This window comes from Microbacterium sp. LMI12-1-1.1, from assembly GCF_040676455.1.
GTDB lineage: Bacteria > Actinomycetota > Actinomycetes > Actinomycetales > Microbacteriaceae > Microbacterium.
Window position 1 is genome coordinate 588,024 of record NZ_JBEGIA010000015.1, and the last position, 25,709, is coordinate 613,732.

A 25,709-nucleotide genomic window follows, 5' to 3' on the forward strand; every position below is an offset into this window, starting at 1 on the left:
AACACACGTTCACGGTCGCCTGCATGTTCGACAAGGGGTCTAAGCTTTAGCCGCACCACGTACAGGGAACTCTCAGAAAGGCCCCCATGTCCACTGCATCCGAAGCCGAGAAGTCGGCCGTCAACGGGATCCGCACGGCGCTCGGCGTCGGCGGCGTCCTCGCACTCATCGTCGGCATCCTGATCCTGGTCTGGCCGGGAAAGACCGCCGCCGTGGTCACCGTCATCATCGCGATCTACGCGATCGCCGCCGGGCTCGTCTACGCCGGTCTCGGGATCTTCTCGAAGACGAAGGGCGGGTGGGCGCGTGTCGGCCACATCGCCCTCGGCATCCTGTTCATCATCGCCGGCGTCGTGGCGCTGTTCAACATCGGCCAGACGACCGCGTGGCTCGCGCTGTTCCTCGGCATCCTCATCGGAATCATGTGGATCGTCGAAGGCATCGTCGCGCTGTCGACGCTCGGTGACGCCGCCTCGAAGGGCTGGTCGATCTTCTTCGCCATCCTGAGCATCATCGCGGGCATCATCGTGCTGTTCTCGCCGATCTGGGGCGTCATCGTGCTCTGGTGGATCCTGGGCATCTCGCTCATCGTCCTCGGCATCATCAACATCGTCCGCGCCTTCACCTTCAAGGGCGACATCTGATCCGAGCCCGATCAGACACCGGCCCCGGGAGCGATCGCTCCCGGGGCCGGTGTCGTCTGTACGACCTTGGTCAGTCGACCGGCAGGTGCCGGCGCCACCAGTCGAGCACGGCATCGAAACGCTCGATGCGGTGGCGCGGCCGTCCCGAGCGCGTGAGCTCGTGGTTCTCGCCGGGGAACACCAGCAGCTCGGCTTCGGTGCCCTGGCGCTTGAGCGCCGAGTAGTACCGTGTCGCCTGCTCGAGCGGGCAGCGGAAGTCGAGTTCCGAGTGCATCACGAGCGTCGGCGTCTTCACCTGGCCGACGACCGCCATCGGGCTCTGTCGCGCGATGTCGTCGGCCGAGATCCCGACGTACTCGTCGCCGAAGAACGAGCCGATGTCGCTCGTCCCCTGGAATGACAGCGGCTCGAGGAAGCCGCGCTCCACGATCGCGCCGGCGAAGCGGTGGTCGTGCGCGATGACCCAGGCGGTGAGGTAGCCGCCGTACGAGCCGCCCATCACGCCGACCCGCTCGCCGTCCAGGCGTGCGTCGTCGGCGATGGCTCCGTCGAGGAAGTCGATGACGTCGGCGAAGTCGACGGTGCCCATCTGCTGGCGGATGCTGCGACCGTGCGCTCGTCCATAGCCCGCCGAGCCGCGGGGGTTCGAGTAGACCACCGCATAGCCGGCATCCACGAGCACCTGCGTCTCGTCGAACAGGTGCACCCCGTACGACGCGAACGGTCCGCCGTGGATCTGCAGGATGACCGGGAACGGTCCTTCACCCTCGGGTGCGGCGATCCAGCCGTGCACCGGGTAGCCATCGCGACCCGCCACGGTCAGCTCGCGCGGAAGGGCGATGCCGGATGCCGCGGCAGGCGCTCCGAACGCGGTCAAGGTGCGGGCGGCGCCGGCCTCGACGAGCACGAGCTCGCCGAACGAGTCGGGGCGCACCACGGCGGCGACGACGTGGTCACCTGCGGCGGCGTGACCGGTCACTTCGACGTCGCCGCCGAGGACCTCGGAGAGGGCGCCGTCGCGGCCGACGCGGATCAGCCGCACGCGGCCACGTGTGCGGTCCTGCACCAGGAATCCGTCGCCGACCGCCGTGATGTGGCTGCCGGCCTCACCGAGGTCGATCGTCTCGGCATCCGTGATCCGGACCGGACCGCCCTCTTCCAGCAGCCACAGGCCGACGGCCGGTGCGACGAAGTCGACGCCGTCGCCGACCTCGTTGGCGAGCAGTGCGATGGTGCCGTCGTCGGCGACGTCCAGCCCCGACAGCGAGAGACCGGCGTCGGCTGACAGCAGCTCACGCTCACCCGAGCCGTCGACGGAGATCGCCAGGAGGCGGTTGCGCAGGTCGCGGCGGTCCGCCTCGATGTCGTCGGGGACGGTCAGCACCTCGCGGCCGTCGGCGGTGAACGCCAGGCCGCCGTGGGACGCCGCGCCTTCGGTCAGTGCACGCGCCTCTGCGGCCACGACGATCTGCTTCGGCGGCGTCGCATCGTCGGGGCGCACGGCCGCGGCGGGCTCGTAGAACGGCTCGGAATCCGGCTCCGGGGCCGCGATCACGAAGACGTGCGCGGGCCGGTCGCCGATGTAGCCGAGACCGTTCGCGTGCCAGCGGATGCCCGTGATGTGACGCGGCGCCTCGGCCGCGGCATCCAGCCCCTCCACGCTGCCGTAGCGGCCCTTCTCGGGCACGCGCGCGAGGTAGGCGATCGTGGCGCCGTCGGGCGACCACGCGAAGTCCTCGACGCCCAACGTTGCGTCGGTGGCCTGCACCGGCTCGCCGCCGCCCGCCGCCACGACGTGGACCTGCGCCTTGCCCTTGGCGTCGGCGCGCACGAAGGCGATGCGGGAGTCGTCGGGCGAGAGCTTCGGAGAGCCGTCGGCGACGCCGCGCGTGAGGCGGCGCGGGGCGCCGTCGGGAAGGTCGACGCGCCAGAGCTGGCCGACGGCCCGGTTCGCGGCGATGTCGGGGCGCGAGGACGCGAAGACGGCGAACGAGCCGTCAGCGGCGATCTCGGGGCGTCCGACGGAGATGAGGGTCTCGATGTCCTGAGCCCGCATCGATCAGTCCGTCCCGAACGACGAGACGTCGCCGACCAGACGCGTGTTGTCGGCGGGCACCGGCTCGAGCGCGGCGAGGGCGACCTCGGCCGCGAACTCGGAGACGTTGTAGAGCTTGCCGGCGTCCTCGCGGCGGGCGGCGATCGCGCCCGGGTTCGCACGCTCGAGCAGTGTCGCGGTGATGGTGCCCTCGATCATGTCGCCCGAGACGACCACGAACTCGACACCGCGCTCGGTCAGCGCAGGGATCCGCTCGCGCAGCGCGTCCTCGCCGGCGCGCTTGGAGAGGGCGACCGGCTCGTACTCGGGCATCGTCGGCGTCGTCCGGATGAAGTGGGCCTGGTGGCTCGTGACGAACACGACCCGCGAGCCTTCACCGAGAAGCGGCAGGGCGGTCTCGAGCACGCTCACCTGCGCGTCGCGGTTGAGCAGCAGCGCGTAGTCCTCGGCCATGCCGGACTCCATGCCGCCCGAAGCGTTGAGCACGAGGATGTCGAGTGCTCCGAACGTGCGGGCGACCTCGTCGAACATCGCCTGGACGGATGCCGAGTCGGTGAGATCCGCCCCGACGACGAGCACCTGAACCCCGAGTTCACGCAGCTGAGTCGCGAGTTTCTCGGCCCTCGGAGCCTTGTTGCGGTAGTTGATGACGACGTTCGCGCCGGCCTGTGCGAGGTAGCGCGCGGTGTCGGCGCCGATGCCGCGCGACGAGCCCGTCACGAGTGCGGTCTTGCCGCTCAGGGAACTCTCGGGAAGCGGGGTGGATGTCTCAGTCACGTGTAGACCCTACCTGCTAGGTTCGAGCTGAGGAGGCGCACCGTGGAGCTCATCGAGACCGTCGAACAGTGGGCGTGGATCGGCTGGCTGGTGCTGATCCTGGTGTTCCTCGTGATCGAGATGCTCACTCTCGATTTCACCTTCCTGATGCTCAGCATCGGCGGTCTGGCCGGTCTGATGACGGACCTGCTCGGCGCCCCGATCTGGCTTCAGGTGATCATCGCCGCCGCCGTCGCCGCGATCCTCGTGCTGGTCCTGCGGCCACCTTTGCTGCGCCGCCTGCGCCGCGGCGAAGACCCGACGCCCTCCAACGTCGACGCCCTCATCGGGCTGCGCGGCACCGTCGTCTCGTCGGTGGGCGCCCACGCCGGGCAGGTCAAGCTCGCCAACGGCGACATCTGGACCGCCCGGACCGAATCCGGCGACCTCGACCCGGGCACGCCGGTGCGCGTGAGCCGCATCGACGGCGCGACCGCGGTGGTCCGCTCCGACTCCCCCACTCCCCTGCCCCCGGCATCTGAGGACCCGCTCGCATGAACGACATCAGCTCGGCCATCCCGACCGCGATCGGCTGGATCCTCGCGATCGCGGTCTTCATCTTCGTGCTGGTCGTGATCTTCCGCTCGATCCGGATCATCCCGCAGGCGAATGCCGGCATCGTCGAGCGCCTGGGCCGCTACCACAAGACCCTCATGCCGGGACTGAACCTGCTGGTCCCCTTCATCGACCGGCTGCGTCCGCTCATCGACATGCGCGAGCAGGTCGTCTCATTCCCGCCGCAGCCCGTGATCACCGAGGACAACCTGGTGGTCTCGATCGACACGGTCGTGTACTTCCAGGTCACCGACGCGCGTGCCGCCACGTACGAGATCGCGAACTACCTCGGTGCGGTCGAGCAGCTGACCACGACCACCCTCCGCAACGTGGTCGGCGGGCTGAACCTCGAAGAGGCGCTCACCAGCCGCGACAACATCAACGGTCAGCTGCGCGTGGTGCTCGACGAGGCCACCGGCAAGTGGGGCATCCGCGTCTCTCGTGTCGAGCTGAAGGCCATCGACCCGCCGCACTCGATCCAGGACTCGATGGAGAAGCAGATGCGCGCCGAGCGCGAGCGTCGCGCGACGATCCTGACCGCCGAGGGTTCGAAGCAGTCTCAGATCCTCGAGGCAGAGGGCCGTCGGCAGGCCGAGATCCTCAAGGCCGAAGGCGACAAGCAGGCCGCGGTGCTGCGGGCGCAGGGCGAGGCCGAGGCGATCCAGACCGTGTTCGACGCGATCCACTCCGGCAACCCCGACGACAAGCTGCTGGCGTACCAGTATCTGCAGACGCTCCCCAAGATCGCCGACAGCGCATCGAGCAAGCTCTGGATCATCCCGAGCGAGTTCACCGAGGCGCTCAAAGGTCTGACCGGCTCGTTCGCCGGTGTGATGACGGATGCCGCGGCCAAGGGTCGCGCGCAGAGCACGGGCACCGCCTCAGGCGGCGCCGCACTCGGCGGCCCGCCGCCCGCAGTCACCCCGCCCACCCCGTGACCCACCCGTGGTTCAGCGGCGTCGCGACGCCGCGCATCCTCGCGCACCGCGGGCTCGTGACATCGGATGCCGCCCGCGGCGGCATGGTGGAGAACTCCTTCGCCGCGGTGGCCGCTGCCCACTCCGCCGGGGCGCACTACGTCGAGTCGGACTGCCACCTCACTGCGGACGGCGTGGTGGTGCTGTTCCACGACGACGATCTGTCGCGCGTCACCGGTGACCCTCGCAAGGTCGCCGACGTCCCCGTGCGCGAGCTCGAAGATCTCATGAAAGGTCGCGGCGGGCTCATCACGCTCGCCCAGGCGCTGGACGCGTTCCCAGCGACCAGGTTCAACCTCGACGTGAAGGCGACGGCTGCCGCGTCCGCCGTCGGCAGGACGGTCGCGTCCTTCGGCGATCGCGTCCTGCTGACCAGCTTCTCCGACGCGCGGCGGCGTGCCGCCCTCGATGCCGCCGCGGCGATGGGCCGAGGCGTTCGCCCTGCGACGTCTGCGGGCCGCAGCACCATCGGGCGCGTGCTGACCGCCGTGGCGTCACGGTCGGACCGGCTGGTGGCCCGGGCGCTGGCGGGCATCGACGCCCTGCAGGTGCCCGAACGTCAGGGGCGCCTCCGCATCGTCACGCCTCGGCTCGTCGCCGCCGCGCACCGGCACGATGTCGAGGTCCACGTATGGACGGTGAACGAGCCCGACGACATGAGGCGTCTCGTCTCGATGGGCGTCGACGGCATCGTCACCGATCGCGCCGACGTCGCGCTCTCCGCACTGACATAGCACGCCCATGTGACCGACCGCGAGTCCCGCTGTGCATCCACTGTGAAAGGTCGATGAACAGGGCTCCTTCGGATGATCCGCACAGGTCACTTCGTTATACCTGTACAGCGACGAGAGGACCACAAAATGGCAGACCGCAGTCTGCGCGGCATCCGACTCGGCGCCCAGAGCCTACAGAGCGAAGAGGGCGTCGTGTTCCATGAGCGCGCACAACACATCTACACGTGCACGTCGTGTGGACGTGACACGACTTTGACCTTCGCGGTTGACGCCGAGGTTCCGCCCGCCTGGGAGTGCCGCACGTGCGGTGCCGAGGCGCTGCTGCGGGTGGGCGACGGCACCGCGACCGTCGATCACTCGGGCGACAAGACCCCGCGCAGCCACTGGGACATGCTCCTGGAGCGCCGCACCCTTCCGGAGCTCGAAGAGCTCCTGGAGGAGCGTCTCGCCTACATCCGCGCCCGCCGCGGAGCCGGTGAGAGCGTCACGGCGGACAAGCTCAGCGCCTGACCCGCATCCGCGCGACGCCGGCCCTACGGGGCCGGCGTTTTCGCGTTCCCCGGGCGCAGGCGGCCGAGCACGCCCAGGCAGACGAGGGCGATCACTCCGCCCCATACGAGCAGCAGCTGGATCGCACCCCCGAAGGTGACAGCGGGCGTGAGCCCGGTGCGCAGCGGCACGTCCTCCAGCATGTGGCCGGCGGTGTCCGCGGGGATCCCGGCGATCTCCGACCCGTCGGGGGCGATGATCTGGCTCGTCCCGACCGTCGAGATGTTGACGACCGAGCGTCCCGTCTCGACCGCGCGCATGCGGGCGAAGGCGAGCTGCTGGAGATTCTCGTCGGTGCCGCGGAAGTCCGCGTTGTTCGTCTGGAACATGTAGATCTCGGCGCCGTCCTGCGCGCCGTCCCAGATCACGTCGTCGTAGATGACGTCGAAGCAGATCGCCAGGCCGACGCCGACGCCGTCCACGTCGAAGAACGGGCGGGAGCCGCCCTGCGTGTACTCCCGCTGCACGAGATCGATGAGGTCCGGCGCGAACAGCCGGTAGAGCCAGCGATCGGGGACGTATTCGCCGAACGGCACGGGATGCCGCTTGTCGTACACGTCGACCGGATTCTCGGAATCCTGCTCCCACAGCAGGGATGAGTTGAAGTACTCGTCACCGCGCTGCGTGACCGCCGCGACGACGAGTGGCGCATCGAGCCGACCCGCCAGCGCAGCCAGCGTCGCGGCGGTGCTCGCATTCGCCGTCGGATCGGAGTCGACGCCGCCCTCCGGCCACAGCAGCACGTCGAGATCCTCGCCCAACAGCGGAGCCGTGGCCTGCAGCTGGGCGTTCAGCACGTCGTTCCGGCCGCGCTCGTCGAAGTAGCCCGCCGGTCCGTTGCCCTGGACCGCCCCGACGCGCATGGTGCCGGCGTCCGTCGTCGGGAACTGCGGCAGCGCGAACAGCAGGATCGCCACGACGGCGACAGGGAGAGCCGTGCGGAGGTCGCGGTACCGGCGCATCCGCGCCCACTCGACCGCACTCGCGCACACCATGACGACGAAGAACGACAGCCCCGCGACGCCCACCCAGGACGCGACGCTCGCAAGCGGGCTGTCGGCCTGCGAGATGCCGACACGGCCCCACGGGAACCCTCCGTACGGCCACGTGCCGAGCAGCTGCTCACGCAGCACCCACAGGGCGGCCACGATGGCGGGGAGGGCCACCAGGCGCGCCCAGGCGCCCGTCCGCACGCGCGGGAGCCACCGGTAGGCCAGGGCGATCGGCACGGCCGTCACCGCCGTGAGGAGCGCCTCGAGGGTCGCAAGAGCGATCCACGGAACAGGGCCGAGATACCGCGCAGTGAACGACACGTTCACCAGGAAGAACGCCAGTCCGAAGACCAGCCCGACCAGGACGGCGCCCCAGACCCGCCGGCCGATGAGGCTGATCAGTGTCAGCGGGATCGCGACGAACACCATCGGCCACCACGCCAGCGCCGGGAAGGCCGTCGTGAGGGCGAGTCCACCGACGGCCGCCGCGATGACCGCCGCCCACAGGGGCAGGAGCGGGCGCGGCAGCGGTGGGCGGGACGGCGCGTCGGGTGGCACGGATTCCACCCTAGGCGAGCGGGACGACGATGCTCTTCGGCCGCGGGGTCAGACGGCCGAATAGGCGACGATGCCGCGGCGGACGGCATCCAGCGCCTTGCGGGCGGTGCCGGCTATCGGCTGGTCGGCGACGATCGACAGCTGGTCGAGCAGGTCGATCGTCTGCTTCGCCCAGCGGACGAAGTCGCCCGCCGCCATATCGGCCTCGGTCAGCACGCGATCGAGCATGCCGCCGCGCGCCCACGTGTGCATCGCCTGCGCCAGGCCCGCAGAGACGGGCTCGGATCCTGGGAGCCGGTGCTCGCGCTCGAGATCGTCGAGCTCCTGCCACAGCGACGTCGTCGCCTCGAAGGCGGACCGGAACGCTCCGCGCGGGAGTCCGCGCTCCCCCGGCCCGGCGTCGTCGCGGCGCGGCTCGTAGACCAGCGAGCAGGCGAGAGCGGCGAGGGACGCGGCATCCAGGTCCTTCCAGATCCCGCGGCGCAGCGACTCGGCGACCAGCAGGTCGCGCTCCCCGTAGATGCGCCGCATCGTGCGTCCGGCAGGAGTGAGCGTCGTGACTCCGTCGTCGGCGATCGCCACGTACTCGAGTGCCCCCAGCACGTCGACGACGCGGTCGAAGATCCGCGCCACTGTTCCGGTGCGGGTGTCGATCTGGCGCCGCATCTTGTCGATCTCGCGCTTGAGCTTCCAGTAGCGCTCGGCCCAGCGGGCGTGGTGCTCGCGGTCGGGGCACTGATGACACGGATGCCGCTGCATGCGCTTGCGCAGACTCGAGATCTGGCGCTGCCGCTCGTCGCGCGTGCGCCGCGCGGCGCTGACATCCTTGCGGTTCACCTTCTCGAGATCGCTCAGCTCGCGGCGGATGCCCGAGTACTCCGCGAAGTCGCCCCGGTCGCACGTCATCGCCTTCTCGTATCCCGCGAGCGATTCCTCCTGCTCGCGGACCTGGCGGGCAAGGCCCACCACCGCGCGGTCGGCCTGGAACTGGGCGAACGACGACTCGAGGATCTCGCGCGCCCGCGCCCGGCCGAACTGGTCGATGAGGTTGACGGCCATGTTGTAGGTCGGTCGGAAGCTGGAGTTCAGCGGATACGTGCGCCGCGACGCCAGGGCGGCGACCGCCTGCGGGTCGAGCGCCTCGGTCCACTGGATCACGGCGTGGCCCTCGACGTCGATGCCGCGACGCCCCGCCCGCCCGGTGAGTTGCGTGTACTCCCCCGACGTGATCGCGACGCGCGCCTCGCCGTTGAACTTCTCGAGCTTCTCGAGGACCACGGTGCGGGCGGGCATGTTGATGCCGAGTGCGAGAGTCTCGGTCGCGAACACCACCTTCACGAGCTTGCGCTGGAAGAGCTCCTCGACCACCTCTTTGAAGGCCGGCAGCAGACCCGCATGGTGGGAGGCGACACCCCGCTCGAGGTTCTCGCGCCACTCCCAGAAGCCCAGGACGGCGAGATCCTCCTCGAGAAGGGTGCGGGTGCGCTCTTCGATCACGGCGCGGATCTCGCGTCGTTCCTCGTGCGACGTCAGGCGCACGCCGGCACGCCGGACCTGCTGCACGGCTGCGTCGCAGCCCACGCGGCTGAAGATGAAGAAGATCGCCGGCAGCAGGTTCGCCCGCGACAGCAGCTCGACGACGTCCGGGCGATCGAGGCGCTCGATGCGCTGCACGTTCGCCGAGCGCACCGGTCGCGTCCCGCCCCGGCTCGGACGACGGCGGGATGCCTCGTACCCGCCGCCCGCGTAGTGAGCGCGTTCACCGCGGTCGCCGCTGCGCAGCTGCTGCGCGCGCCTGTTGTTCTCGAAGTTCGGCCCCTTGAACGACCGGATGCGCATGAGCTCCTGGTTGACCTGCGCCGTCGCGATGCCGGCGCGGTCGTCGAACAGGGGCAGGAGGTCCCCCCGCACCAGCACGTGCTGTTCGAGGGGCACCGGGCGGGTCTCGGAGACGATCACCTCGGTGTCGCCGCGCACGGTGTCGAGCCAGTCGCCGAACTCCTCGGCGTTCGACACCGTCGCCGACAGCGACACCAGTCGCACGCTGGGCGCGAGGTGGATGATGACCTCTTCCCATACGGCGCCGCGGAACCGGTCGGCGAGGTAGTGCACCTCGTCCATCACCACGTACCGGAGGCCGCGCAGCGCCGGAGAGTCGGCATAGAGCATGTTGCGCAGCACCTCGGTCGTCATGACGACGATGCGCGCGTTGCCGTTGATGTTCGTGTCGCCGGTGAGAAGACCGACCTCATCGGCGCCGTAGACGTCCTGGAGCTCCCGGAACTTCTGGTTCGACAGCGCCTTCATCGGCGTCGTGTAGAACGCCTTGTCGCCGGGCGTCTGCATCGCCAGATGCACGGCGAACTCGCCGACGATCGTCTTGCCCGCGCCGGTGGGCGCGGCGACCAGGACGCTCCGGCCGTCCTCGAGCGAGCGGCATCCCTCGATCTGGAACGGGTCGAGGGTGAATCGCTGGGACGCCGCGAACGCGGCGGTGAGGGGGTGGGTGCGATCGAGCCGAGCGGTCTCGCTCGCTCGTGCATAGCGCTCGGCAGGAGCGGGGTCGCTCACGGCGCCTCGGGCGGGAGGAGCGTGGCCGCGCGCTTCGCCTTGCGGCGGTCGAACAGCATGGACAGCCCGACCGCGGCGAAGTACAGCACGCACAGGATCCCCGCGAGAAGCAGCATCGAGGTGACATCGGCGGCGGGAGTCGCCGCGGCGGCGAAGACGGTGATGATGATGATCGCGACGCGCCAGCCCTTGAGGATGTCGCGGCCCGACACCACGCCCGCGAGGTTGAGGGCGACGAGGAACACTGGAGTCACGAAGGACACGCCGATCACGAGCAGCAGCTTGAAGACGAAGTCGTAGTACGTGGCGTAGTCGTAGAACTGCGCGATGCCCTGGTCGTTCGGCACGAAGTTCGACATCAGCACGACCATGTGCGGCATGATCAGCCAGCCGACGTAGAGGCCCGCCATGAAGAGCGGGATCGCCGCGGCCAGGAAGCCGATGGTGTACTGGACCTCCTTGCGCGTGAGCCCGGGCATGATGAACGCCCAGATCTGCCACAGCCACACCGGCGCCGAGATGAGAAGGCCGATCGCAAAGGCGATGCGCATGTGCAGATCGAAGCCGCTCGAGACGGTCGTGAAGTTCAGGGCGATGTACTGGTCGCCCCGCTCCCCCGCGATCTCCACGATCGGCTGCGAGAGCAGATCGATCACCCAGCCGCTGATGAGGAACGCGACCACCATGCCGACGACGAGACCGGCCGCCGCGATGAAGAATCGCTTCCGCAGTTCGCGCAGATGCCCGCCGAGGGACATCCGCTTATCGCGCCGAGGCTGCTCGGGCTCCTCGATGCGCGGTGGATCCGTGGTGACCACGCCGGGTCAGGAGGACGGGTCTGCGGTGCTGCTCGAGCTCGCCGGAGTATCGGCCTTCGGAGCATCCGACGACACGTTCTCGGCCTTGGACTTGGCCGAGGAGTCGTCCTCCTTCATCGCCTTCATCTCACCCTTGAACACCCGGGCGGACTGACCGAGGCTCTTGGCGAGAGCCGGCAGCTTTGCAGCCCCGAAGAGGAGCAGGATCACCGCGAGGATGATCAGAAGATGCGGCCATCCGAATGCGCCCATGCGGAGTCTCCTTGTCGGTGCGGATGTGGCTCCAGTGTAACCCTGTGACGGTGACTCGGAGCCGCCCTCAGCGGTATTGCGCCAAGCCGGCCTCAGCCCACTCTGCCACAGCCCGGCGCGCGCCGGCGGGCTCGAGCACCTCGACGGCGCCTCCGCGGCGTGCCGCGAGACGGCGCAGGCTCAGTTCGTCGGCGACCCGCATGGTGGCGATCGTGACGCCGCCGGAGGTCTCGAGCGTCGCGCGGTCGAGGTAGTCGCCGAGCAGTGGTGCGACCTCTTCGGGGAAGCGGATGCGGGCGACGATGTCACCGGCGTCGGTGTCGAACCAGTCGGGCGCCTGCTCTCCCGCGTGCGTGCTGGGGATGCCGGTGAGCTCGAGGTCGCTGACGCGGTCCAGGTGGAAGGTGCGCATCGCCTCGCGCAGATGGCACCAGCCCTGCAGATACCACTGGCCGCTCGCGATGTGCACCTTGACCGGATCGACGGTGCGGGTCGTGGGTGCGGCGTCGGGCGCCTTGTAGGTGAACGAGACGGCGACGCCGCGACGCAGCGCGTCGGCGACGAGGTCGCGCACGGCGTCGACCGGCTCGGGAGCCAGGATCACCTCTGCCGGCGTGGCGGACGCTCCGCGTGCCAGCTTGGCCAGCAGCGCTGAGTAGAGCTCGGTGTCGCCCACGCCCGGGATGGAACGCGCCAGCTGCAGACCCGCGAGCAGCGCGGCGGCTTCGCGGGCCGTCAGCTTCGGCGACCGCTCCAGGCCGACCGAGTTCGTGATGACGATCAGGTCGCGTTCGTCGAGGAGGTCCCAGTCGATGTCGAACAGGTCGTTCGACATCTGCCAATAGCCCCGGTCGCCGGGAAGGCCGATGACCGTCAGCTTCTCGACCATCGACCGCATCTGCTCGGGCGCGACGTCGAACTCGTCGGCGGCCTCGGCGAGCGAGACCTCGCCCTTGCCGATGAGGTACGGCACGAGCTGCAGCATGAGGGCGGCGCGGTCCGTCGCCACCAGTGGCCTGCGCGCCGTCATGACTGGCTCCTCGCGTTGGTCGACGCTGCCTCGTGCAGGTCGCGTGTGGCGGCGAGGCGGTCGATCACGCGGTCCCGCAGCTCCGCCGGAGCGACGACACGCACCTCGGGTCCGTAGGAGGCGAGCTCGTCGGCGAAGATGTGGGCGTCGACGTACGGCACGCGGATGCCCTGCTCGGCAGGCTGCGCCCGGCGGGCGAGCCGGAGCGCGGCCTCGGTGCCGGGGTTGACCTCGAGGAGGGCCGAGTTCCGGGCGGCGACCTCGTCGAGGCCGGCCAGCGCCCGCTCTCCTGCGCCCTCGCGCAAGGCCGGGTCGAACGAGGCGCGTGCGAGGGTGACGGGCCCGACGATCCGCTGGAGGAGGAACGTGCGATCGGCCTGCACGTCGAGATCGATGCCGAACACGTGCCAGCGGCCCTCGTACTCGATGAGGGCCAGGGGCTGCACCCGGCGCGTGCGAGGAGCCTCCTCCCCCGGCTTGAGGTACGGGAAGGTGACGACGCGGCTCGACTCGATCGCCTGCTGCAGCCCCGGGAAGGCGGGATCGTGCATGCTGAGGCGCGGCGAGAATCCGATGATGGGCTCGTCGACGAGGTCGCCGAGCGCGCGGATCTTCCGCAGACCGCTGCGGGCATCGTCCGACATCGAGCTCTGGCTCCACACGCCTCCGGCGAGTGTGAGGAGCGCCTGTTCGGCCGGGGTGAAATCGATGTCCTCGGGCAGCTCGTACTCGACGCTCGGCACGCGATAGCGCGCCTCGCGCAGGTCGTCGGGATCGGCCCAGTCGCCGATCGTCTCGATCGGCACGCCGAGGCCGCGCAGCGACTCCTTGTCGCGCTCGAACATCTTCTCGAGCGCGTCTTTCGACGCGCCCGCCTCGCTCTGCTCGCGGTAGCCGGCGACCGAGGTCAGGATCGTGTCCTTCGTCAGCCCCTGGTCGGTCGCGATGAGGGCCACCACGAGGTTGACAAGGCGCTCCTCGGGCGGGATCTTCGCGGCGGCAGTGGCAGGCACCCGCCTATCTTAGGGCCGCTCGCAACCCGGGTCGCGGAACCCGGTCACTCCGCCGGCGGGACGTCGACGCCGAGGATGTCGATGACGTAGACGAGCGTCGAGCCGGGCGGGACGGCGCCGTTGGCGTCGTCGCCGTAGCCCTGGTCGGGCGGGACGACGACCAGCACCTGCGAGCCGACGGTCTGGCCCTCGAGCGCCTTCGCGAAACCGGGGACGACCGCGTCGGCCGTGACCGACGCGGGCTGATCGCCCCATGTGCTGTCGAACGTCTCGTCCTCGCCCCAGACGACACCGCTGTAGTGGACGCGCACCGGCTGGTCGCCGGTCACCGTCTCTCCGGTGCCCTTCTTCAGGGTCTGGACGACGAGGTCGGTGGGCGGGGCGCCGTCGGGGATGATCAGGCCCGGCTGGCCGTCGGGCGCACGCACGACGGTGGGCAGGCCGAAGCCGCTGTTGAACTGGTTCTGCCCGTCGGCGGCGGGGAGATACACCTTGCGCAGGTCGATGACCGCCACGACGGTGTCCTCCTCGTCCAGGCCGAAGCCGACCGAGACGTCGGGCGACATGTCGTCGGGCGACATCGCGACCGCGACGCGCGAGCCCTCGGTGGCGCACTGCAGGGCCTCTTCGAAGCCGGGGAAGTTCGTCGTCCACTGATCCGGCGACGAGACGCGCGACAGGTCGCCGTCATACGCGGTCGCCACGATCGGCTCACCGGTCGTACCGCTGAAGAGCGCGACGTCGACCACCATGAGCTGGTTCTGCGCGGTGATCGGCGTGCCGTCGCCCGAGACGACGTCCTCGAAGGCGAGGTGCGGCGCGTGCAGCGGCGTGTACACGTCGACCTCGGGCTGGTCCTCGGTGTCGCCCGTGACGTCGATGAGGTCCATGACGTCGGCGTCGGACACGGCAGGACGGGAGCAGTCTGACGACGAGCCGGGCATCGAGCATCCGGCCAGGCCGACGGTCACCAGTCCCAGGACGGCGAGGGCAGCGGGGATCTTGCGCACCGGAACAGTCTAGGCGGTGCCGTCGGGCTCGCCCGCGCGTCCCGACGCCTGACGGGCGCCCTCCGCCGCGCGCTCGGCCTCGCGGACGCGCTTGCGCAGGTTCTTGTCGGTGATCTGCCGGTCGCCGACCGCGCCCGGCGTCCACAGCTCGACGTCCTCGTCGCCGTAGCTGGACTTCGAGGCCCGGCGCTTGACCTCCGGTGCGATGGCGCCGGGTGCCAGGCGGCGCGCCCAGATCAGGAAGCCCGTGTGCGCGACCATGCGGTGGTCCGGACGCACGGCGAGGCCTTCGACGTGCCAGCCGCGCACCATCGTCTCGTTCGCGTCGGGCTCGGTGAACAGGCCGGTGCCGCGGATGTACTCCGCGACGCGGCTCAGCTGCGTCGCGGTCGCGACGTAGCAGACGACGACGCCGCCGGGCGTGAGGGCCTCGGCGACGACGTCGATGCATTCCCACGGCGCCAGCATGTCGAGGACGACGCGGTCGACGGATGCCGGAGCCACGGTGTCGGTGAGCTCCTCGGCCAGGTCTCCGACGACCACGTCCCAGTTCGCGGGGACCTCGCCGATGAAGGTCTCGACGTTCGCGCGGGCGACGGCGGCGAAGTCGTCACGGCGCTCGAACGACACCAGGCGTCCGTGGCCGCCGATCGCCCGCAGGAGCCACAGTGACAGGGCTCCCGATCCGACCCCGGCCTCGACCACGGTGGCGCCCGGGAAGATGTCGGCCTCGGCGAGGATCTGGGCGGCATCCTTCGGGTAGACGATGGCGGCGCCGCGCGGCATCGACATCACGAAGTCCCGCAGCAGCGGCCGCAGCGCGAGGTACTCGTGGCCGCCGCTGTTGGCGACGACGGACCCGTCCGGCTGGCCGATGAGCTGCGTGTGCTTGAGGACGCCGTGGTGCGTGTGCAGCTCGCCGTCCGCGCGCAGCGTGATGGTGTGGAGCCGACCCTTGGGACCGGTGAGCTGCACGCGGTCACCGAGGCGGAAGGGACCGCTCGGTCGTTCGGCGGCGGCGAGGTTGTCGGTCATCGGGCGATCTCCTCGGCCGGGTCGGAGGCGTGGACGCGTGCGCGGTGCGCCGCGTGGAAGGCGATGACGTCGTCGGCGGTGCGGCCGTCGAGCGTGTCCCAGAGGATGTGCGCGCCGGCGCCGGTGAGCGAGACCATGAGCGGCACGCCGATCACGGCGGCGCCGGAGGCCACGGCCGAACGCAGGCCGTTCGGGGAGTCCTCGATCGCCACCGTCTCGTGGGGAGCGACGCCCAGGACCTCGCACGCCTGCAGGTACGGGTCGGGGAAGGGCTTCGGGCGCGTCGCGTCGTCGCCCGCGATCACGACGTCGAACGCCTCGAAGTCGATGAGGTCGACGACCGTCTGCGCCATGCGCCGCATCGACATCGTCACCAGGCCCGTCTTGATGCCGGCATCGCGAAGGTTCGCGAGCAGCTCGCGCGCCCCGGGACGGAAAGGCACGCCGGTGACGTTCAGCTGGCGCATGACGTCGTCGGTGAGGTGATCGATGATGGCGTCGGTGCTCATGCGCACCCCGGTCCCCTGCAGGATGCGCGCGGAATCCTCGAGCCCGAGGCCCACCAGGCCGAGCGCCTGCTCGTGCGACCACGTCCCGCCGAAGCTCTCGATGAGCGGCGTCTCCGCCGCCATCCAGTAGGGCTCGGTGTCGACGAGGGTGCCGTCCATATCCCACAGGACGGCCGAGAGGCGGGGCTCATTCACCGTGCAATCCTACGAGAGGGCTCCGGCCCTCCGTGGAGAGGGGGGCATATCCTGGATGGAGCCCGCGGACGATGCGGGCGGAGGGGGTCCCGTGGACGGACTGGGTCGTCGTGTTCTCGTCGCCGCATTCGATGGATGGAACGACGCTGGCGAAGCCGCGTCATCCGCCATCACGCAGCTGCGCGAGGGCGGATCGTACGAGACCGTCTTCTCGGTGGATCCCGAGCTCTACTTCGACTACCAGTACACGCGCCCGCACATCGCCGCGGACGGCGACGGACGACGCACGCTGCGCTGGCCGGAGGCCTCGCTGCTGCGCCCGGCACGCACGACCCGCGGCACGCAGCTGTGGCTGCTCACGGGAGTCGAGCCGGCCCGCGCGTGGCAGGCCTTCTCGTCCGAGTTCATCGACATGGCGCTGCGGGAGGACATCACGGGCTTCGTCGCGATCGGCTCCATGATGTCGGACGTGCCGCACACGCGCCCGATCTCCGTCTTCGCGGGCAGCGACAACGAGAACCTGCGCGGTGCCCTCGAGCTGGAGCGCAGCTCGTACGAGGGGCCCGTCGGCATCCTCAGCGTCCTCGGCGACGCCGCGGAGCGCGCCGGCATCCCGACGGCCAGCCTGTGGGCGAGCGTCCCGCATTACGTCGCCGGGCACACGCCGTCGCCCAAGGCGACGCTCGCACTCCTCGACAAGCTGGAAGACCTCACCGGCGCTCCCGTCCCCCGCGGCGATCTCGCCACCGAGGCGGCGGCCTGGGAGGCCTCCATCGACGCGGCCGCGGCCGACGACGAGGAGATGACCGAGTACATCCACCAGCTCGAGCGCACGCGCGACACGTGGGACTCCCCCGAGGCGTCGGGCGATGCGATCGCACAGGAGTTCGAGCGCTATCTGCGCCGCACCGACGGAAAGCCGGGCGACGGCCCCAGCAAGCCCGGCCGCGACGACCCGCGCCGCTGAGCGGCATCGTCCGCCGCGCGGTCGCTGAGGCCGGGTCGTTGAGCGAGCGAGGAACGAGCGAGACGAAACGCCACGGACTCACGATCAGCGCGGATCGGCGACGTTTCGTCTCGCAAGCTCGCTCGACGACGGACTGAAGGTCAGGGGTTGATGACGCCCATGCTGAGCAGTACGAGGAGCAGCGAGCCCAGCGCGACGCGGTACACCACGAACGGCAGGAAGCTGTGCTTGGAGATCCAGCTCATGAAGAACGCGATCACTCCCAGCGCCACGATGAACGCGACGCCCGTCGCCACGGCGGTCTCGCCGAGCGTGAACACGCCCGGCTCGTCGAGGCTCTTGAAGAGCTGGAAGAAGCCGCTGCCGAACACGGCGGGGATCGCGAGCAGGAACGCGTAGCGGGCGGCGGCCGCGCGCTCGTATCCCATGAAGAGACCGGCCGTGATGGTGCCGCCCGACCGCGACACGCCGGGGATGAGCGCGAGCGACTGGGCGAAGCCGTAGATCACGCCGTGGCCGATCGTGATGTCCTGGAGCTTGCGCTTCTTGGCTCCGACGTGATCGGCGATGCCGAGCAGCACGCCGAAGAAGATCAGCATGCCGGCGGTGATCCACAGCGACCGCAGCACGGTCTCGATCTGGTCCTGGAAGAGAAGGCCGAGCACGACGATCGGGATGCTGCCGATGATGATGAGCCAGCCGAGCTTCGCGTCGGGGTCGTTGCGCGGGATCCGGCCGAACAGGGCGCGGAACCAGTGTCCGATGATCCTCACGATGTCGCGCCAGAAGAACACCACGACCGCAGCCTCCGTGCCGATCTGCGTGATCGCGGTGAACGCGGCGCCGGGATCCTGCGCCGACGGCAGGAACTCGCCGAGGATGCGCAGGTGGGCGCTCGAGGAGATCGGCAGGAATTCGGTCAGTCCCTGGACGAAGCCGAGGATGATCGCTTCGAGAAGCATGGGCGCCTTTCAGACGGGCCTGACGGATGCCGCGCAGTCGCGGCGCCCGACGGGGACTTCAGTAGGTGCGGAGCAGGTCGGTGAGCACAGCTTGGCCGAAGACCAGCGCGTCGATCGGGACGCGCTCGTCGACGCCGTGGAACATGCCGGTGAAGTCGAGATCGGCCGGGAGACGGAGCGGGGCGAAGCCGTAGCCCGAGATGCCGAGCGCGGCCAGTGCCTTGTTATCGGTGCCGCCGCCCATGAGGTACGGCACGACCGGCGCGCCGGGGTCGTGGCGGCCCAGCGCCGCCACCATCGCGTCGACGAGGTCTCCCGAGAACGGGACCTCGAGACCGATGTCCTGGTGGACCACCTCGACGTCCACGCCGTCGCCGACGATGCGGCGGATGTCGGCGAGGGCGGCCTGCTCGGTGCCGGGCAGCACGCGGACGTCGACCAGCGCCTCGGCGCGGTCGGGGATCACATTGTGCTTGTAGCCGGCGATCAGTCCGGTCGGATTCGTCGTGGTGCGCAGCGTCGAGCGGAGGAATCCGGATGCCGCACCCGCAGCAGCCGCGACAGCGTCGGGGTCACCGGCGGCCTGGCCCGTGAGCTCCGCCAGTCGCGCGGTCATCTCGCGGGTGGTGTCGGTGAGCGTCACCGGCCACGCGGTGCGGCCGAGGGCCGCGACGGCCTCGGCGAGGCGTGTCACCGCGTTGTCGGAGTGGAAGCTGGAGCCGTGGGCCGCGCGGCCGCGGGCGACGAGCCGGATCCACACCAGGGCCTTCTCCCCCACCTGGAGGAGGTACGCGTGACGATCACCGAGCGGGATGGAGTAGCCGCCCACCTCGCTGATCGCCTCCGTCGCACCCTCGAACCAGCCTGGGCGGTCCTCGACGACGAGCGCGGACCCCTCGACGCCGCCGTTCTCCTCGTCGGCGAAGAACGCCAGCACGAGGTCCCGCTCCGGCTGCCCGCCGGAGCGGAGGATGTCGGCGACCGAGGTCAGGATCATGGCATCCATGTCCTTCATGTCCACCGCACCGCGGCCCCACAGCATCCCGTCGCGGACGACGCCCTCGAACGGGTCGACGCTCCAGTCCTCGGCGATGGCCGGGACGACGTCGAGGTGGCCGTGCAGCACGAGCGCCGGCTTGTCGCGATTGCGCCCCGGCACGCGCGCCATGACGTTGGTGCGGCGCGGGATCGGCTCGTAGTACTCCGGTGCCAGTCCGAGGTCCGACAGGTACGCGCCGACGTACTCCGCGGCCTCGCGCTCCCCCGCGGCGCGCCCGCCACCGTGGTTCGTCGTGTCGAAGCGGATCAGATCCCGTGCCACCGAAGCGACTTCGGGGAGGCCGAGATCGGGTGAGGGCATGCGGACAAACCTACCCGACCGTGTGACCGACGCGCTTCGGGGCGGTCGCCTGTCGCGCCGCCCCGAAACCACCTCGCGCGTCGCCGCTCAGTGCACGACATACATCGCGCCACCCACGACGAACGTCAGCAGGGTCGTCCACGCGACGATCGCCAGGCCCTGCCAGAAGAGGATGCGTGCGGTATTCACGCCCGCACCGGCGAGCATCGTCGCCGTGAACTGCGTGGGCAGCAGCAGCGGTCCGAGCAGGCTGACGCCGGGAACGCCGTAGCGCTCGAGCGCCCGCTGGAACTTGGCCTTGCGCGCCGAACCGCGCTCATCGCCGACGGGAGGCGACGAGACGTCGGCGATATCGCCTCCACCGGCCGCGACGAGCCGGCGCGTGCGGGTGCGTGTGACGACCGCCGAGCGTGTCCGCGCCGTCAGCAGCACGAGCACGGTGACGCACACGAAATTGCCGACGATGCCGGCCGCGGCGGCGATCGCAGGATGGATGCCGCCGATGATTCCGATCACGGCCGCGCCCTCGCCCTCGATGAACGGGACGGCGCCCGCTGCGGCGACGATGAGCGGCTGGACGAGGTCGGGCACCTGGGCGACGAGGTCCTGGAAGGTGTCGACGAGACTCATGATGTGCTCCTGATGGTCGATGCGGGCCGATCCTGATGGCGACGGTGCCCGGGGTTCCTCCGTCGCAAGACCAGTCCATCGGCGCACCGCGGATGCCGGAAGTGCCGGGCTGTCACCGCTTTCCGGACGGTTCGCACGCCCCGGCCATGACATGTGTCATGGACCTAGGGTGGGACCCATGAGCACCTCCCCCGTGCCGGCGGCGGACACCGAGACGGCGGCGCAACGACACGGACGGCTGCGCCTGTCGCGCGGGATCACCGCTACCTGGTGGTACACCGTTTCGGCGGTCGTGTTCCTGGAGTTCATGATCGTGGTCGTCTGGACCGGCGCGCTCGTCGAGGCGGGCCGAGATGCCGCCACGGTGGCGACGGTCGGCCTCAGCGGGCTCGTGTGGTGGCTCTCGACGTTCCTGCTGCTGCACGACTACCGGCAGCGGACCGAGCAGAGTCCGCTCGCGCGGTGGCCGAGGGCGCTCGCGCCGCTGCTGGTCGCCGCGTGCTTCGGTCTGCTCGCGGGTCTGGTGTCGGGGCTGTGGCTGATGGGCGTCCTTCCGCTCATCCAGGCCCTGGTGCTCCTCAACTGGCCGGCTGGAGTCCGGGGGCGCGCCGTGATCGCCGCGACGGCGCTCCTCGCCGCCCTGTGGTTCGTCGACAGCCGTGCGACCATGCCTCCCGACGCGAGCTCGACCTGGTGGCTGCTCGGGTTCTTCTCCGTCACTCTCCCCGGCATGACGGTGCTGTCGCTGTGGTGGTGGGACGTTCTCATGACAGTCGACCGCGCCCGCGCCTCCGAGTCCCGCCTCGCAGCGACGCAGGAGCGGCTGCGCGTCGCCACCGACGTCCACGACCTACAGGGTCACCACCTGCAGGTGATCGCACTCCAGCTGGAACTCGCCGAACGCCTCATGCCGAACGATCCCGACGCGGCCCTCACCCAGCTGCGGGCCGCGCGGCAGAGCGTCGACGAGGCGCGCCAGGGCACGCGAGACCTCGCTCTGCGCTTCCGCTCCGTGCCCTTGACGGTCGAGATCGAGAACGCCGCAGATCTGCTGCGCGCGGCGGGCACGTCGGTGCAGGTGACGGTGCATGCCGACGCGGACCGGGCTCCGGCATCCGTTCTCGGTCCCGTCATCCGTGAGACCACCACCAACGCGCTGCGCCACGGTGGCGGCCGGTGGGCGCGCCTCTCGCTGACGCGCGACGCGGACGCCTGGCGCTACGAGATCGAGAACGATGCCGCGGATGCCTCGCCCAGCGCCGACGGCGCGGGGCTGGAGGGGATCGGCCGTCGGGTCGAGGACGGCGGCGGGTCCGTCGAGGTACGGCGCCGCCCGCAGGAGTTCGCCGTCGCCGTACGCGTCCCTGTGTCGCCGGAGGAGTCCCGGTGATCCGGGTGCTTCTCGCGGACGACGAGGCGATGATCCGCTCCGCTCTGGCCGCCCTCCTGCGCCTCGAGCCCGACATCGAGGTCGTCGCGGAGTGCGCCGACGGAGACGAAGCGGTGAGCGCAGCACTGCGCCTCTCCCCCGACGTCTGCCTGCTCGATCTCGAGATGCCGGGCCTGGACGGCGTCGAGGTCGCCGCACGGGTGACGCGCAGCGTCGCCACGCGCTGCATCGTGGTGACGCGGCACGCGCGCCCCGGCGTACTGCGGCGAGCACTTGCGTCGGGCGTGTCGGGGTTCCTCCCCAAGTCTCGCGGGGCCGACGAGGTGGCGGAGGTCATCCGACGAGTCGCGGCCGGCGGACGCTACGTCGACCCCGAGGTCGCCGCCGACGCGCTGAGCGACGAACGCTGCCCGCTGACCGACCGCGAACTCGACGTTCTGCGCGCCGGACGGCGCGGAGAGACCACCGGGCAGATCGCTCGCACGCTCTCGCTCGCGCCCGGAACCGTGCGCAACCACGTGTCGGCGGTGTTGAGCAAGCTCGCCGTGAGCACGCGCCAGCAGGCCGTCCTGCTCGCCGAGGAGCGCGGCTGGATCTGAACCGGCCGGCGCGCCTCCGCAACGACGAAGGCCCCCTTTCGGGGGCCTTCGACTTTCTGTGCGCGAGGGGGGACTTGAACCCCCACGCCCTATACGGGCACTAGCACCTCAAGCTAGCGCGTCTACCTATTCCGCCACCCGCGCAAGTGGTTTCCGGTTTCGCAACCGAGGAATGACATTACCACGTCACCCGAGGTTCAACGAATCGCTCGGCACCCGGGCGCGTCACCCCATCGAGACGCCGAAGAGCAGCCCGAGGAGGTACGTGACGGCGGCGGCGCCGAATCCGATGGCCAGCTGCCGCAGCGCCCGGCGGAGCGGCGGAGCGCCCGACAGCAGGCCCACCGCGGCGCCGGTCGACATGAGGGCGATTCCGACGAGCACCAGCGCGAGCACGACGGCGGCGAGGCCCGAGAGCCCGAAGATCCAGGGCAGCACCGGGATGATCGCGCCGGACGCGAAGAAGAGGAAGCTCGACAGCGCCGCGGCCCACGCGCTGCCGACGACCTCGCCGTGATCGGCGACGACGATCGGCCCGGTGTCGGCGCTGCCCTGCCCGGCGGACCGCGCCGCCTCCACGACGCGCCTCGCGCGAGCGGATGCTTCGGCCTCCGGCATCCCGCGCGTCCGGTACACGAGCGCCAGCTCGTTGGCGTCGATGTCGAGATGCGGGATCCCGCTGTCGGCGAAGTCGCTCGGTTCGGTGGCGGCCAGGAGCTCGCGCTGCGACCGCACCGAGACGAACTCGCCCGCGCCCATCGACAACGCGCCCGCGAGGAGGCCGGCGATGCCGCTGAAGAGCACGAACTGGCTCGATACGCCGGTCGCTCCGATGCCCATCACGAGGGCGAGGTTCGACACCAGGCCGTCGTTCGCGCCGAAGACCGCCGCCCGGAAGGTCCCCGACAGACGGCGGCGGCCGCGCGCGGCGAGGCCGCGCACGACCTCGTGGTGCACCTTCTCGTCCGCCGCCATCGTGGCGGTCGCGAACGGCTCGTCGTCGTACGGCGAGCGCGCCTCGGCGTTCTGCGCGAGGGCCAGCACGAAGATCGACCCGAAGCTCTTCGCCATCCAGCCGAGCAGTCGCGTGCGCACGTCGGGTCGCGGCAGCCGGGCGGGCTCCGCCCCCAGCAGCCCGAGCCAGTGCGCCTCGTGGCGGCCCTCCGCCTCGGCGAGCGCGAGGAGGATCTCGCGCTCCTCGCCGCTGCGCCGACCGGCGAGCTCGCGGTACACGCGTGCCTCGGCGCGCTCGTTGACGAGATACGTCGCCCAGCGGCGCCGATCGCGATCGGTGGGTGCGGCGGGCGTGCTCACGGAGCCTCCAGTCGGGGTGCGGGACCCGTCAACGCTAGCCATCGTGCCGAGGGCGTCCGCGCCGAAATCGAGGATTGCCAGCATTTCGGGGCTCCGAACGGCTGCGTGATCGGCCCGTGCACGCGCGCTCGGCGCGGGTCCACCCGGGGTGGGGCTGGTGGTGCGGGCGGGCGCCCGCGTCAGGAGCGGACGCGCTTGCGCAGCACGTCGATCCGCGACTGCAGCTGCGCGACAGTGGCGTGCGACACCGCGGGGCCGCCGCAGATGCGCCGCAGCTCGGCGTGCACCAGCCCGTGCGCCTCGCCGGTCTGGCGGGCATAGAGGCCGACGAGGCTGTTGAGCAGCTGCCGCTGCTCCTTGAGTGTGCGGTGCAGGGCCTGAGGCAGAGCGGGCTGCTCCGGAGCGCCTTCCGACCCCGCCTGCTCAGCCTGGCGATCATGCGCTTCACGGGCGTGGCGGTGGCGGGTCTGGCGGGACTGCCGCTGCATGAGCAGCTCGTGCACGTGTTCGGGTTCGAGCAGGCCGGGGATGCCCAGGAACTCCTCCTCCTCGGGCGTGCCGGGAACGGCGAGCTGACCGAACTCCTTGCCGTCGAACAGCACCCGGTCGAAGTGTGCGAGCGAGCCGAGCGCCTGGTACGTGAACTCCTCGGTGAGCGCGTCCGACGCCTTGTCTTCGCGCTCGGCCGCGTCCATCAGGTCTTCTTCGGCGTTCCATTCGTCCTCGCCGTCACTGTCGCGGTCGAGCGCGTGATCGCGATGCCGCTCCATCTCGTTGGCGAGGCCGAGCAGCTGCGGCACGTTGGGAAGGAACACGCTCGCGGTCTCGCCACGGCGGCGGGCGCGCACGAAGCGGCCTATCGCCTGGGCGAAGAAGAGCGGAGTCGACGCGCTCGTGGCGTAGACGCCGACGGCGAGGCGGGGCACGTCCACGCCTTCCGACACCATCCGCACAGCGACCATCCACCGGCTCGTCGAGGCGGAGAACTCCTCGATGCGGCTCGACGCCTCGGCCTCGTCCGACAGCACCACCGTCGGAGCCTCGCCGCTGATCTCGCGCAGGATCGCGGCGTACGCGCGCGCGGCGGTCTGGTCCGTCGCGATCACCAGTCCGCCGGCATCCGGCACGTGCTCGCGCACCTCGGTGAGGCGCCGGTCGGCCGATCGGAGTACCGCGGGAATCCAGTCGCCCTCCGGGTCGAGCGCGGTGCGCCAGGCCTGCGAGGTGATGTCCTTGGTGTTGTCCTGCCCGAGATGCGCCTCCATCTCGTCGCCGGTCTTGGTGCGCCACCGCATGTGGCCCGCGTACACGAGGAAGATCACCGGGCGGACCACGCCGTCCTCGAGCGCGCGGCGGTAGCCGTACGCGTAGTCGCTGCGCGAGACCCGGATGCCCTTGGGATCAGGGTGGTACTCGACGAACGGGATCGGCGCGGTGTCGCTGCGGAACGGTGTTCCGCTGAGGAGCAGACGCCGGGTCGCGCGTGCGTAGGCCTCGCGCAGCGCGTCGCCCCAGCTCAGCGCGTCGCCGCCATGGTGCACCTCGTCGAGGATCACCAGCGTGCGCGCGTCCATCGTCAGACGCTGATGGACGGATGCCTTCACCGCGACCTGCGCGTACGTCACGGCGACGCCGTGGTACTGGCGTGCCGGGGCGACGTGACGGTTGCTGAAGGCGGGGTCGAGGCGGATGCCGACGCGGGCCGCGGCATCCGCCCACTGGGTCTTGAGGTGCTCGGTCGGCGCGACCACGACGACGCGGTTGACGATGCGGCGCCGCAGGAGCTCGCTCGCCAGGCGCAGGGCGAACGTCGTCTTGCCGGCGCCCGGCGTCGCCGCCGCGAGGAAGTCGCGCGGACCGCCGCCGGGTCCGTCGGGGCCGTCCATCCCGAAGTACAGGTCGAGCGCCTCGGCCTGCCAAGCGCGCAGGCGCTGGGCGGTGCCCCACGGTGCGCGCTGCGGGTAGGTCGGCGACAGGTGCTCGGCTGCGAAGCTGCCGATGTGCGGCTCGGCGCTGTGCGGATCGGCGATCGGGGTCGAGGGGGACGCGACCTGCGCTTCGATCGTCGTTTCGTCCGTCACCGAATGCACCTCCCCCGTAGACAACGAGTCACCACGATAGACGACCGGCACGACATCGAGGGTCGGCGACCGGGGGTAGCCTGACTCTCGGT

General features: G+C 70.5%; 24 protein-coding genes and 1 tRNA gene. 8 read left to right on the top strand and 17 right to left on the bottom strand.

Features of this window, described 5'->3' with window-relative positions:
* Positions 1-86 precede the first annotated feature (86 nt).
* Positions 87-644: an HdeD family acid-resistance protein gene (locus MRBLMI12_RS16775; RefSeq protein ID WP_194415527.1), complete on the top strand. Its 558-nt coding sequence runs from the start codon at positions 87-89 to the stop codon at positions 642-644.
* Between the two features lie 70 nt (positions 645-714).
* On the opposite strand, the gene MRBLMI12_RS16780 is transcribed toward MRBLMI12_RS16775, so the two are convergent.
* Together MRBLMI12_RS16780 and MRBLMI12_RS16785 are read right to left on the bottom strand one after the other, a co-directional pair.
* The gene (locus tag MRBLMI12_RS16780) at positions 715-2,700 is read right to left on the bottom strand and encodes a S9 family peptidase (RefSeq protein ID WP_363357436.1); all 1,986 of its coding nucleotides are present in this window, start codon (positions 2,698-2,700) and stop codon (positions 715-717) included.
* Between the two features lie 3 nt (positions 2,701-2,703).
* Complete coding sequence (locus MRBLMI12_RS16785) at positions 2,704-3,477, bottom strand: SDR family oxidoreductase (RefSeq protein WP_363357437.1); 774 nt, start codon at positions 3,475-3,477, stop codon at positions 2,704-2,706.
* Positions 3,478-3,519: 42 nt separating this feature from the next.
* Between MRBLMI12_RS16785 and MRBLMI12_RS16790 the strand changes: the two genes are divergently transcribed.
* The 4 genes from MRBLMI12_RS16790 (at position 3,520) to MRBLMI12_RS16805 (ending at position 6,292) form a co-directional block, all read left to right on the top strand.
* Entirely contained in the window at positions 3,520-4,014 is a 495-nt protein-coding gene (locus MRBLMI12_RS16790; RefSeq protein WP_363357438.1) for an NfeD family protein, read from the top strand.
* Positions 4,011-5,009 carry an SPFH domain-containing protein gene (locus MRBLMI12_RS16795; protein WP_363357439.1) on the top strand — a complete coding sequence of 333 codons (999 nt, stop codon included), beginning with the start codon at positions 4,011-4,013 and terminating at the stop codon, positions 5,007-5,009. The genes MRBLMI12_RS16790 and MRBLMI12_RS16795 overlap by 4 nt, the downstream gene beginning before the upstream one ends.
* Positions 5,006-5,782: a glycerophosphodiester phosphodiesterase family protein gene (locus tag MRBLMI12_RS16800; protein WP_363357440.1), complete on the top strand. Its 777-nt coding sequence runs from the start codon at positions 5,006-5,008 to the stop codon at positions 5,780-5,782. The genes MRBLMI12_RS16795 and MRBLMI12_RS16800 overlap by 4 nt, the downstream gene beginning before the upstream one ends.
* A gap of 126 nt (positions 5,783-5,908) precedes the next feature.
* On the top strand, positions 5,909-6,292 hold the full coding sequence (locus MRBLMI12_RS16805) for an RNA polymerase-binding protein RbpA (protein WP_349427613.1): 384 nt from the start codon (positions 5,909-5,911) through the stop codon (positions 6,290-6,292).
* A 23-nt stretch (positions 6,293-6,315) separates the two neighbouring features.
* Here the strand turns inward: MRBLMI12_RS16805 and lnt are convergent, their stop codons facing one another.
* The 9 genes from lnt to MRBLMI12_RS16850 form a co-directional block, all read right to left on the bottom strand.
* On the bottom strand, positions 6,316-7,881 hold the full coding sequence (lnt, locus tag MRBLMI12_RS16810; RefSeq protein WP_363357441.1) for an apolipoprotein N-acyltransferase: 1,566 nt from the start codon (positions 7,879-7,881) through the stop codon (positions 6,316-6,318).
* A 48-nt stretch (positions 7,882-7,929) separates the two neighbouring features.
* Complete coding sequence (locus MRBLMI12_RS16815; protein ID WP_349427615.1) at positions 7,930-10,452, bottom strand: DEAD/DEAH box helicase; 2,523 nt, start codon at positions 10,450-10,452, stop codon at positions 7,930-7,932.
* Positions 10,449-11,210 carry a twin-arginine translocase subunit TatC gene (gene tatC / locus MRBLMI12_RS16820; RefSeq protein ID WP_363357644.1) on the bottom strand — a complete coding sequence of 254 codons (762 nt, stop codon included), beginning with the start codon at positions 11,208-11,210 and terminating at the stop codon, positions 10,449-10,451. The genes MRBLMI12_RS16815 and tatC overlap by 4 nt, the downstream gene beginning before the upstream one ends.
* A 66-nt stretch (positions 11,211-11,276) precedes the next feature.
* A complete protein-coding gene (gene tatA / locus MRBLMI12_RS16825; protein WP_349427616.1) occupies positions 11,277-11,522 on the bottom strand; it encodes a Sec-independent protein translocase subunit TatA in 246 nt (81 codons plus the stop codon).
* Positions 11,523-11,589: 67 nt separating this feature from the next.
* Complete coding sequence (locus MRBLMI12_RS16830; RefSeq protein WP_363357442.1) at positions 11,590-12,552, bottom strand: helix-turn-helix transcriptional regulator; 963 nt, start codon at positions 12,550-12,552, stop codon at positions 11,590-11,592.
* On the bottom strand, positions 12,549-13,565 hold the full coding sequence (locus tag MRBLMI12_RS16835; RefSeq protein WP_363357443.1) for a helix-turn-helix transcriptional regulator: 1,017 nt from the start codon (positions 13,563-13,565) through the stop codon (positions 12,549-12,551). The genes MRBLMI12_RS16830 and MRBLMI12_RS16835 overlap by 4 nt, the downstream gene beginning before the upstream one ends.
* A gap of 44 nt (positions 13,566-13,609) precedes the next feature.
* Positions 13,610-14,575, bottom strand: a complete 966-nt coding sequence (locus MRBLMI12_RS16840; protein ID WP_363357444.1) for an FKBP-type peptidyl-prolyl cis-trans isomerase — start codon at positions 14,573-14,575, stop codon at positions 13,610-13,612.
* 9 nt (positions 14,576-14,584) lie between these two features.
* A complete protein-coding gene (locus MRBLMI12_RS16845) occupies positions 14,585-15,610 on the bottom strand; it encodes a tRNA (adenine-N1)-methyltransferase (RefSeq protein ID WP_363357445.1) in 1,026 nt (341 codons plus the stop codon).
* Positions 15,607-16,314 carry an HAD family hydrolase gene (locus MRBLMI12_RS16850; RefSeq protein ID WP_363357446.1) on the bottom strand — a complete coding sequence of 236 codons (708 nt, stop codon included), beginning with the start codon at positions 16,312-16,314 and terminating at the stop codon, positions 15,607-15,609. Before MRBLMI12_RS16850 ends, MRBLMI12_RS16845 begins: the two co-directional genes overlap by 4 nt.
* Positions 16,315-16,405: 91 nt before the next feature.
* Between MRBLMI12_RS16850 and MRBLMI12_RS16855 the strand changes: the two genes are divergently transcribed.
* Entirely contained in the window at positions 16,406-17,281 is an 876-nt protein-coding gene (locus MRBLMI12_RS16855) for a PAC2 family protein (protein ID WP_349427622.1), read from the top strand.
* 140 nt (positions 17,282-17,421) lie between these two features.
* On the opposite strand, the gene MRBLMI12_RS16860 is transcribed toward MRBLMI12_RS16855, so the two are convergent.
* The 3 genes from MRBLMI12_RS16860 to MRBLMI12_RS16870 form a co-directional block, all read right to left on the bottom strand.
* Entirely contained in the window at positions 17,422-18,243 is an 822-nt protein-coding gene (locus tag MRBLMI12_RS16860) for an undecaprenyl-diphosphate phosphatase (RefSeq protein WP_308867361.1), read from the bottom strand.
* 58 nt (positions 18,244-18,301) lie between these two features.
* Positions 18,302-19,603 (bottom strand): M20/M25/M40 family metallo-hydrolase, encoded by a 1,302-nt coding sequence (locus tag MRBLMI12_RS16865; RefSeq protein ID WP_363357447.1) that lies wholly within the window; start codon positions 19,601-19,603, stop codon positions 18,302-18,304.
* A gap of 87 nt (positions 19,604-19,690) precedes the next feature.
* The gene (locus MRBLMI12_RS16870) at positions 19,691-20,233 is read right to left on the bottom strand and encodes a small multidrug efflux protein (protein ID WP_363357448.1); all 543 of its coding nucleotides are present in this window, start codon (positions 20,231-20,233) and stop codon (positions 19,691-19,693) included.
* A gap of 178 nt (positions 20,234-20,411) precedes the next feature.
* Here MRBLMI12_RS16870 and MRBLMI12_RS16875 point away from each other — a divergent pair, with 178 nt between their 5' ends.
* Entirely contained in the window at positions 20,412-21,623 is a 1,212-nt protein-coding gene (locus MRBLMI12_RS16875; RefSeq protein WP_363357449.1) for a sensor histidine kinase, read from the top strand.
* Complete coding sequence (locus tag MRBLMI12_RS16880) at positions 21,620-22,222, top strand: response regulator transcription factor (RefSeq protein WP_363357450.1); 603 nt, start codon at positions 21,620-21,622, stop codon at positions 22,220-22,222. Before MRBLMI12_RS16875 ends, MRBLMI12_RS16880 begins: the two co-directional genes overlap by 4 nt.
* Positions 22,223-22,281: 59 nt before the next feature.
* On the opposite strand, the gene MRBLMI12_RS16885 is transcribed toward MRBLMI12_RS16880, so the two are convergent.
* The 3 genes from MRBLMI12_RS16885 to MRBLMI12_RS16895 form a co-directional block, all read right to left on the bottom strand.
* Positions 22,282-22,366, bottom strand: a tRNA-Leu gene (locus MRBLMI12_RS16885).
* 81 nt (positions 22,367-22,447) lie between these two features.
* Complete coding sequence (locus MRBLMI12_RS16890; RefSeq protein WP_363357451.1) at positions 22,448-23,536, bottom strand: VIT1/CCC1 transporter family protein; 1,089 nt, start codon at positions 23,534-23,536, stop codon at positions 22,448-22,450.
* 179 nt (positions 23,537-23,715) lie between these two features.
* On the bottom strand, positions 23,716-25,566 hold the full coding sequence (locus MRBLMI12_RS16895) for a DEAD/DEAH box helicase (RefSeq protein ID WP_363357646.1): 1,851 nt from the start codon (positions 25,564-25,566) through the stop codon (positions 23,716-23,718).
* Positions 25,567-25,709 lie beyond the last annotated feature (143 nt).

Coding starts and splice junctions, on each gene's coding strand:
- MRBLMI12_RS16775 (WP_194415527.1), top strand. CDS start 87: ATGTCCACTGCATCCGAAGCCGAGAAGTCGGCCGTCAACGGGATCCGC.
- MRBLMI12_RS16780 (WP_363357436.1), bottom strand. CDS start 2,700: ATGCGGGCTCAGGACATCGAGACCCTCATCTCCGTCGGACGCCCCGAG.
- MRBLMI12_RS16795 (WP_363357439.1), top strand. CDS start 4,011: ATGAACGACATCAGCTCGGCCATCCCGACCGCGATCGGCTGGATCCTC.
- MRBLMI12_RS16805 (WP_349427613.1), top strand. CDS start 5,909: ATGGCAGACCGCAGTCTGCGCGGCATCCGACTCGGCGCCCAGAGCCTA.
- tatC (WP_363357644.1), bottom strand. CDS start 11,210: ATGTCCCTCGGCGGGCATCTGCGCGAACTGCGGAAGCGATTCTTCATC.
- tatA (WP_349427616.1), bottom strand. CDS start 11,522: ATGGGCGCATTCGGATGGCCGCATCTTCTGATCATCCTCGCGGTGATC.
- MRBLMI12_RS16830 (WP_363357442.1), bottom strand. CDS start 12,552: ATGACGGCGCGCAGGCCACTGGTGGCGACGGACCGCGCCGCCCTCATG.
- MRBLMI12_RS16845 (WP_363357445.1), bottom strand. CDS start 15,610: ATGACCGACAACCTCGCCGCCGCCGAACGACCGAGCGGTCCCTTCCGC.
- MRBLMI12_RS16860 (WP_308867361.1), bottom strand. CDS start 18,243: ATGCTTCTCGAAGCGATCATCCTCGGCTTCGTCCAGGGACTGACCGAA.
- MRBLMI12_RS16865 (WP_363357447.1), bottom strand. CDS start 19,603: ATGCCCTCACCCGATCTCGGCCTCCCCGAAGTCGCTTCGGTGGCACGG.
- MRBLMI12_RS16870 (WP_363357448.1), bottom strand. CDS start 20,233: ATGAGTCTCGTCGACACCTTCCAGGACCTCGTCGCCCAGGTGCCCGAC.
- MRBLMI12_RS16875 (WP_363357449.1), top strand. CDS start 20,412: ATGAGCACCTCCCCCGTGCCGGCGGCGGACACCGAGACGGCGGCGCAA.